The 8,171-nt window shown below is 62.5% G+C and carries 6 protein-coding genes and 1 pseudogene; 3 read left to right on the top strand and 4 right to left on the bottom strand.

The genetic code is table 11. The features are described from left to right. From NWI01_RS19285 to NWI01_RS04085, 4 genes and pseudogenes are all read right to left on the bottom strand, one after another. Window positions 1-391 (bottom strand): annotated as a pseudogene (locus NWI01_RS19285) (hypothetical protein); the annotation flags it as partial. A 399-nt stretch (window positions 392-790) separates the two neighbouring features. Next, a complete protein-coding gene (locus tag NWI01_RS04095; RefSeq protein WP_141382668.1) occupies window positions 791-1,582 on the bottom strand; it encodes a Bax inhibitor-1/YccA family protein in 792 nt (263 codons plus the stop codon). A 296-nt stretch (window positions 1,583-1,878) separates the two neighbouring features. Beyond that, complete coding sequence (locus NWI01_RS04090) at window positions 1,879-4,434, bottom strand: ABC transporter permease (RefSeq protein ID WP_141382667.1); 2,556 nt, start codon at window positions 4,432-4,434, stop codon at window positions 1,879-1,881. A gap of 76 nt (window positions 4,435-4,510) precedes the next feature. Continuing rightward, on the bottom strand, window positions 4,511-5,233 hold the full coding sequence (locus NWI01_RS04085) for an ABC transporter ATP-binding protein (protein WP_141382666.1): 723 nt from the start codon (window positions 5,231-5,233) through the stop codon (window positions 4,511-4,513). Between the two features lie 187 nt (window positions 5,234-5,420). Here NWI01_RS04085 and NWI01_RS04080 point away from each other — a divergent pair, with 187 nt between their 5' ends. From NWI01_RS04080 to zapE, 3 genes are all read left to right on the top strand, one after another. Continuing rightward, on the top strand, window positions 5,421-6,059 hold the full coding sequence (locus tag NWI01_RS04080) for an arylesterase (protein ID WP_307723454.1): 639 nt from the start codon (window positions 5,421-5,423) through the stop codon (window positions 6,057-6,059). Window positions 6,060-6,271: 212 nt separating this feature from the next. After that, a complete protein-coding gene (thpR, locus tag NWI01_RS04075; RefSeq protein ID WP_141382664.1) occupies window positions 6,272-6,808 on the top strand; it encodes an RNA 2',3'-cyclic phosphodiesterase in 537 nt (178 codons plus the stop codon). Window positions 6,809-6,881: 73 nt separating this feature from the next. Continuing rightward, window positions 6,882-8,066 carry a cell division protein ZapE gene (gene zapE / locus NWI01_RS04070; RefSeq protein WP_141382663.1) on the top strand — a complete coding sequence of 395 codons (1,185 nt, stop codon included), beginning with the start codon at window positions 6,882-6,884 and terminating at the stop codon, window positions 8,064-8,066. Window positions 8,067-8,171: the final 105 nt, after the last annotated feature.

Below are 8,171 nucleotides of genomic sequence, written 5' to 3'. Positions count from 1 at the left end.
GCGGTGGCGCTGATTCCATTTGACCGGCCGCGGCTCTAAAGGCTCTGTCAGGAAATATTGACCTGCCATCATTCTCGAAAACAGAGCACCGCTTTTGACGGAATCGGAAGACAAGCGCCTGATTGTTGTTTAACGCGTGGTCCTCGCGCGAACTGGTATCCCATTGCCGGGGTCGGACCCCCGAGGACATGCTTTGCCCCAGAGCATGATCGATCCGATCAAGTTGAATCGGACCATGCTCTCGAAATGAATGATTGTCTGGTCGCATTCTTTTGCAGCGAACCAACAGCCGCTTCGCCGCAAAATGCTCCAGAAAATTTCCTGACATAAGCTTCAAAAGATCGCGCGGATCATAACCGGGCTTCCCAATCGCGGCGGGAGCCGCCAGCACGAAAGTCGAACCCGGCTATTTTGTTCAAGGCGCGCGATCGTAAAGGCGTCGATAACACGAACCGCCGCGCGCATCCGGCCCCGATGTAATGCCGATCCGCGAGACCCCGCTCCCGACAATGTCCATCTCATGAAAATGGCCACCTCGTTCCCGAGGTGGCCATCCAATCCGGTCGCCCGCGTTACACAGTCTCTATAATCTGTTCAACTGCGTTAGATCAGACTCGTCGCTCTTTTTATTCGGGCATGATCTTATCCGAGAACCGGTTTCCACTTTGCGCTGGCCCGGCCCTTCGGATCTGGATCATGCTCTAAACGAGCGCGGCACATTGCATACCAATCCATCCCTTCATCCGCGGCGTGATCTGACGCGGGATGGAAAGACCTGTTCAAGCCTTGCCTATTCACGCTGTCCCAGCAACTGCAGCAGCAGCGTGAACAGGTTGATGAAGTTCAGGTAGAGCGACAGCGCGCCGGTAATAGCCGCACGCTCGGCGATCTCACCGCCCTGTGAGGCATAACCGTAGATGTAGTCGTTCTTCAGCCGCTGCGTGTCCCAGGCGGTGAGGCCCGCGAACACCAGCACGCCTGCGACCGAGACAACGAACTGCAACGCGGAGCTCGCGATGAAAAGGTTCACCAGGCTGGCGATGATCACGCCGATCAGGCCCATGAACAGGAATGAGCCCATCCCGGTCATGTCACGCTTGGTGGTGTAGCCGAACAGGCTCAGCGCGCCGAACGAGGCTGCGGTGATGAAGAACACCCGCACGATCGAGGTGTGTGTGTACACCAGGAAGATCGACGACAGCGAAAGGCCCATCAGGGCGGAGAACGCCCAGAACAACATCTGCGCGGTCGCCGGCTTGAGCCGGTTGATGCCGAATGAGATGACGAAGACCATCACCAGCGGTGCGAGGATGAACACCCACTTCAAGGGGCTCACGAACATCGCGTAGCCGAACGGCGTGAGGTAAGCGTTGCCGAGCTTGGCGGCGGCGCCCGACGGATCGCCGGTGACGGCCGCCATGTAGACGCCAAGCGCGGCCAGACCGGTGATGGCGAGACCGATCGACATGTAGTTGTAGATTTTGAGCATATAAGCCCGAAGACCGGCATCGACGGCGGCGGCATCAACGCGCCCGTCAGCACGGCCAAGCGGAGTGGCATAGTTGCGGTCTAAGTCCGACATGTCGAATTCCCGTGGTTAGCTGGCATCGTAAGAAACACGCCAGTGCGAAATCTGTTTCGGATACCTGGTTTGCTGATTATCGATGTCCGGTCAATCAGGGACCAGCGTCCGACCAATCCATATGTGGGAAACTAACACAATCGCCGCAAGCTTCCATGCGCGGCTGAATGTCGCCCTCCGGAACCGGCGCGGCTTCCCAAAGCGTTGAAGGGAGCGAAAAGATAAAAACCTCAGATTCGTAAAGGAACCTTTGACCGACTACGTGAAGGGATCTTCCGGATACCCGCTTCATATTGTCATAAATTTCTCAGCACCGACGCAGGCTTCTGAGTGAGCGCCATCAGCGTGCCGGCAAGTCCCAGCGCGACCGTGACGATCAGCGCGGCGGCGACCACAATGGCCGCGCTGCCGGCCTGCCATTCGAAACCGAGCGTCATCAATCGCGTCACGATCAGCCACGCGGCAAGCGAACCGGCCGCCATGCCGAACATCGCTGTGGCCGCACCGATCATGAGGTATTCCAGCGCATACGCGCCGAGCAGCCGCAGCCTTGTGGCGCCGAGAGTCTTCAGAATCACCGCGTCATAGACGCGGTGCCGATGGCCGGCTGCGAGCGCGCCGCCAAGAACAAGGATCGCCGAAACAAGGGTGACGGTGCTGGCGCCGCGGATCGCGAGCACGAGGTTGGTGACGACCGTGCCGATGGTTTCGAGCGCCTCGCGAACCCGCACGCTCGTCACCATCGGGAAGGCGTCGGCCACGGCCTTGATGATCGCTGCGTCTTTTGCAGGGCTGTCATGCATTTCCGTCAGGGTAGCGATATGGGTGTGGGGCGCGCCGCGAAAGGCATTGGGGGAGAACACCAGCACGAAATTGATGCCGAGGCTCTGCCAGTCCACGTTGCGCATGTTGCTGATGGTCGCCTTGATGTCGCGACCGAGCACGTTCACGACCACCGTGTCGCCGATCTTGAGCCCAAGCCCGTCGGCCAGCTTCTTCTCGAACGACACCAGCGGCGGCCCATCATAGTCCGGTCCCCACCATTCGCCCTCGACCACCTTCGATCCCTTCGGCACCTCGCCGGTGTAGGTCAGGCCGCGATCGCTTTGCAGCACCCATTGCGCGTCGCGCGAGGGTTTCAGCTCTTCGGCCTTGACGCCGCGCGCCGCGACGATGCGCCCGCGCAGCATCGGCACATCCTCCACGATCGCCTGTGGAGTCAGCCGCTTGAGAAATTCGTCGAACCGGGCCGATACCGACGAGGGAATGTCGATGAAGTACAGCGTAGGCGCGCGCTCCGGCAGCGCTGCCGAGAACTGCCGCCGCAGATTGCCGTCGATCTGGGTGATCGTGACCAGAACCGCAAGGCCGAGGCCGAGCGAAAGCACCACGGATGGCGTCAGCGTTCCCGGACGATGGATGTTCGCAACCGCAAGCCGCACCATGGTGATCCGGGATCGCGGCAGCCGCCGCGCGAGCGCCATCAATCCCGAGGCGATGCCGCGCAACAACGCAAACACGATCGCCGCCGCCGCCACGAACACCAGCGCCACGCGCTTGTCGTAGGCAAGACCGATGGCGATGCCGGCCAATGTTGCGATCAGGAGCGCGATCAAGAGAAGGTAGCGGGCCGGTGGCCGGACGACTTCGTGAGCGACGGTGTCGCGAAACAGGGCCGAGACCGGAATGTCATGCACCCGTGTCAGCGGCCACATGCCAAACGCCAGCGCCGTCAACAGCCCATACACCGCCGATAACGCCAATTCATCGGGATGCAGCATCGGCGCGACCGGCAGCGGCAGCAGATGGCCAAAGGCGCCGACAATGATGAAAGGCAGCGCCGCGCCGATCATCAGGCCGGCGAGCGAGCCGATTGCCGCCAGCACCATGACTTGCGACAGATAGATTGCGAACACGTCGCGTCCGGTCGCGCCCACCGCCTTGAGCGTTGCAATGATATCGCGCCGCCGGTCGATGTGACTCTTGACGGCATTGCCGACGCCGACGCCCCCGACGAGCAGGGCGGCGAGCCCGACCAGGGTCAGGTACTGCGTGAAACGCAGGATGGTCCGCTCAAGCTGCGGCGAGGCGTTGGTGCGGCTGCGGATCTCCCAGCCGGCCTCCGGCAGCGCCGTCCGCGCGGCGTCGGCCAGCGCCGTCGCCGCCCTGTCGTCCGCGCCATTGCCGGCAAGCCGGACCCGGTAGATCCAGCGCACCAGACTGCCGGGCTGCAGCAATGCAGCGGCGCGCAGGCCCTCAATGCTGATCAGGAAGCGCGGCCCGAGTCCCAGACCGCCCGCCAGCTTGTCGGGCTCGCTTTCGACCGCGCTGCGGATCTCGAAGGTGGCGCTGCCGATCGTCACGCGATCGCCGATCTTGAGATCCAGCCGCGCCAGCAGGGTCGGGTCGGCGGCCGCGCCGAAGACGCCGTCGCGTTCGGTGAGCAGATCGGGCATCGGGATGTCCGGCGTCAGCGTCGGCGCGCCGAGCATGGGATAGGCCCCGTCGACCGCCTTGAGTTCGACCAGCGCCAGCCTGCCGTCCGGCGCGCGCGCCATCGCGCGCAGCGTCGCCGCCACCGAGACCGTTCCGCGCGCACGCAGGAAGGCGATCTCGTCCGGCCTGGCTTCGCGCTGGATCAGCGAAAACGACACATCGCCGCCGAGCAGCGTGCGGCCCTCGCGCGCCAACCCGTCCGATAGGCTGGACGCCACGGATCCGACGCCTGCAATCGCCATGACGCCAAGCGCGATGCAGGCGATGAAGACATAGAAGCCGCGCAATCCGCCGCGCAGCTCGCGCAACGCCAGGCGCTGGGGAAGAAACCGCGTGCGGGTCATCTTCGCCGTCATCGCCGATGCGCCGCTGCATATGGGGCGAGAATCAAGCCTGCGACCCCGGAAACCATGACGACGGAGCGAACCGGGTTCATCGATCTGCTCCGTCGAAACGGCCGGAACGTAGCTTCACGGCGCGGTCGCAGCGTTGCGCGAGCGCGGTGTCGTGGGTCACCAGGACCAGCGTCATGCCGCGCTCGGCATGTCGGGCGAACAGGAGATCGACGATCTGCTGGCCGGTCGTCTCATCGAGGTTGCCGGTCGGTTCGTCGGCGACGAGTATAGCCGGATCGGGCGCGAACGCCCGCGCCAGCGCCACGCGCTGCTGCTCGCCGCCGGATAGCTGGGTCGGATAATGATGCAGCCGCGCGCCGAGACCGACCGCCTCCAGTTCGCTCGCCGCGCGTTGGGATGCATCCGCGACGCCGGCGAGTTCGAGCGGTACGGCGACGTTCTCCAGTGCCGTCATGGTCGGAATCAGATGAAATGATTGAAACACGATGCCGACATGACGCCCGCGGAACCGCGCGAGACCGTCTTCGTCGAGAGCATTGAAAGAAGCGCCGTTGACCACCACCTCTCCGCTGTCGGGACGTTCCAGTCCCGCCATGACCATGAGCAGGGTGGATTTCCCCGACCCGGACGGACCGATCAAACCGATCGCTTCGGCGGGGGCAATGCGAAGACTGATGTCCTTCAGGATGTGGACTCGCGCGGCGCCGCTGCCGAGCGTGAGATTGACATTGGAAATCGCGATGGCGTCCGGGAGTTCGGAATAACCGGCTGGAGACGAGCGTTCGATGAGATTGTCCATGCCTGATCCTATGTTCGCCTATCCTGCCGCACCGTTCCGAGCGAACTTCGGATTCAGAAGGACACTGGAAGCTTGTTTCAGGATGCTTTGGTTTAGAAAATTGCGAGAGCACCTGAAGCAAGATGACGGAGACTATTGCAGCCGCCGCGCTGGCTCATATGGCATTTCTTTTTCCGCGATCGAGAGGTTGACGCGCAGCTTTGCGCTGTTGTTGCTCGGTGCGATCCTGGTCCTCGGAGCCCCGGCGCGGGCCTCCGACCCCGTCAGGATCGTCGTGCTCGGCGATTCCTTGAGCGCGGGCCTGGGACTTCCCGCCACCGATGCATTTCCCGCGCAATTGGAAAAGGCGTTAAAAGACAAGGGCGTGAACGTCGCGATCAGCAATGCCGGCGTCTCCGGTGACACCACCTCCGGCGGCCTTGACCGGCTGGACTGGTCCATTCCGGCCGGCACGCAGGGCGTGATCCTCGAACTCGGCGCAAACGATGCCTTGCGCGGCATCGATCCCAAGGTGACGCGCGCCGCGCTGGATGAAATCCTCAAACGCCTGAAGGCGCGCAATATCGCGGTCCTGCTATGCGGCATGGTCGCGCCGCCGAACTACGGCGACGAATACGCGGCTCGATTCAGCGCCATCTTTTCCGATCTCGCGAAAAAACATGGCGTCCCCTTATACCCGTTCTTTCTGGAAGGCGTTGCGGCGAATGCCGAACTCAATCAGGCGGACGGAATTCATCCGACGGCGGCGGGGGTGACAACGATCGTCAAGAATATTCTTTCCACGGTTGAAGCCTTTCTCGATACCCTTTCCGCGCGGAAGACTTGAAGAAAGGGGGCTGTGGAAAGGATTGTCTGGTCGCTTTTTCTTGCGGCGAACAGGTCGTCCACTTCGCCGGAAAATGCGCCATGCCACGGCTTGCACCGTCACAAAACTTCGATAGAACGGCAGTTGTGATCGTCGTCGAGCCGTCACTCGATGGTCCAGATTGTGTGTCGGGACCGAAGCCATGGGTCGAGGATTTGCATCGAGGATTTGCGATGCCGCGTTTGTTCACGGGGCTGGAAATACCGCCCGAGATTTGTCGCACGCTGTCCGGTCTGCGTGGCGGCTTGCCGGGCGCCCGCTGGATCGATCCGGAGAACTATCATCTCACGCTCCGCTTTATCGGCGATATCGACGGCGTCGCCGCGAACGAGGTCGCCTCGGTGCTGCTCCGTGTCAATCGCAAGCCTTTCGAGGTAACGCTGCGGGGGTTGTCGAGCTTCGGCGGCAGGAAACCGCGCGCCGTGGTCGCCTCGGTGGAACCGAGCGGCCCCCTGGTCGAATTGCAGGCCGAGCTTGAACGGCTGATGCAGCGCTGCGGGCTTGGCGCCGAGGGGCGCAAGTTCACGCCGCATGTCACGCTGGCGCGCTTGCGCGATGCATCCAATCAGGACGTCGCGAACTATCTGTCTGTTCGCGGTTATTTCCCCACCACAGTATTCACCGCCGAGCGCTTTGTGCTGTTCTCCTCACGCGCCTCGGTCGGCGGCGGCCCTTACGTCGTCGAGGACTCCTACGCGCTCAGCGCCTGATCGCCGGTTCACAAGAACTTTCAACCAGTTCACGACGCGCATCCCCGTCCTCTCAGGAGCCGTAAGCTGTCCGATGCTGTCCTCTTCTCCCACATCGTTGCGGAATCACTATCAGGCTCTCGTCGCCTCAGGCGCGATCGAGGCGGACCCCGCGCAGGCGCGAGCGGTGGAAGCTCTCGCCGCGCTGGACGAGCGGCTCATGGCCTACAAGCCCGCAGGCAAGTCGGGCTTCCTCGACAGGCTGTTTCAGTCCGACGACGAACCTCCCCCGAAGGGACTTTATATCCATGGTGATGTCGGGCGCGGCAAAACCATGCTGATGGACCTGTTCTTCCAGAAGAGCCTCATCGCTCACAAACGCCGGGTCCATTTTCATGAGTTCATGACAGACGTGCATGAGCGCATCTTTGGCTTTCGCCAGAGCATCGCGCGGGGTGAGACGGCGGACGCCGATGTGGTTCAGCTCACCGCCGCGTCGATCTTCGAGCAGGCATGGCTTCTGTGCTTCGATGAGTTCCACGTCACCGATATCGCCGACGCCATGATCCTGGGACGTCTGTTCGCGCGTCTGTTCGAACTCGGCGCCGTCGTGGTGGCGACATCAAACATCCCTCCCGGGAACCTCTACGAAGGTGGCCTCAACCGCGTGCTTTTCCTGCCGTTCATTGCGCAGATCGAGGAGCGCATGGATGTGCTGCGTCTCGACGCCCGCACCGATTTCCGCCTGGAGAAGCTCGCCAGCGTCAAGATGTGGCTGACGTCCGCCGACGGAGAGGCCGAAGCGGCGCTCGACAGGGCATGGATGCTCATGACCGGCGGCGCGCCCTGCAAGCCGCGCGATGTCGCGATCAAGGGCCGCACTCTTCATGTGCCATGCTCCGCCCACGGCGTTGCGCGTTTCTCCTTTGCGGATCTCTGTGAGCAGCCGCTGGCGGCTTCCGACTATCTACGGCTCGCGCGCGACTATCACACCCTTATGATCGACCGCATCCCGGTGATGGATCAGGCCGGCCGCGACGCCGCCAGGCGGTTCATCGCTCTGATCGATGCGCTGTATGACAACGGCGTGAAACTGATGGCCTCGAGCGACGCCGATCCGTTTTCGCTCTATCGCGCCAGCGACGGGTTGGAAGCGAATGAGTTCAAACGCACCTCCTCGCGTCTGATCGAGATGAGCTCGGAATCCTATCTGGCGAAGGCCCACGGGCGCGGCCATTCCGCCGCCCGCAGTTCCTCTACCGGACTGGTCGAGACATGAGGTTGCACGTGCGACGGCTTGAACGGGTTCCGGGAAAGGTCTAGAGCATTTCGCTTCTGACTGAATCAGCAGCGAAGCCCTAGATTGTTGTTTTGGCGCGTTTTC

It is taken from the genome of Nitrobacter winogradskyi, assembly GCF_006539545.1.
GTDB classification, from domain to species: Bacteria; Pseudomonadota; Alphaproteobacteria; order Rhizobiales; family Xanthobacteraceae; genus Nitrobacter; species Nitrobacter winogradskyi_A.
Note: the sequence above shows the minus strand (reverse complement) of the source record. Positions and strands in the feature narration are given on the sequence as shown.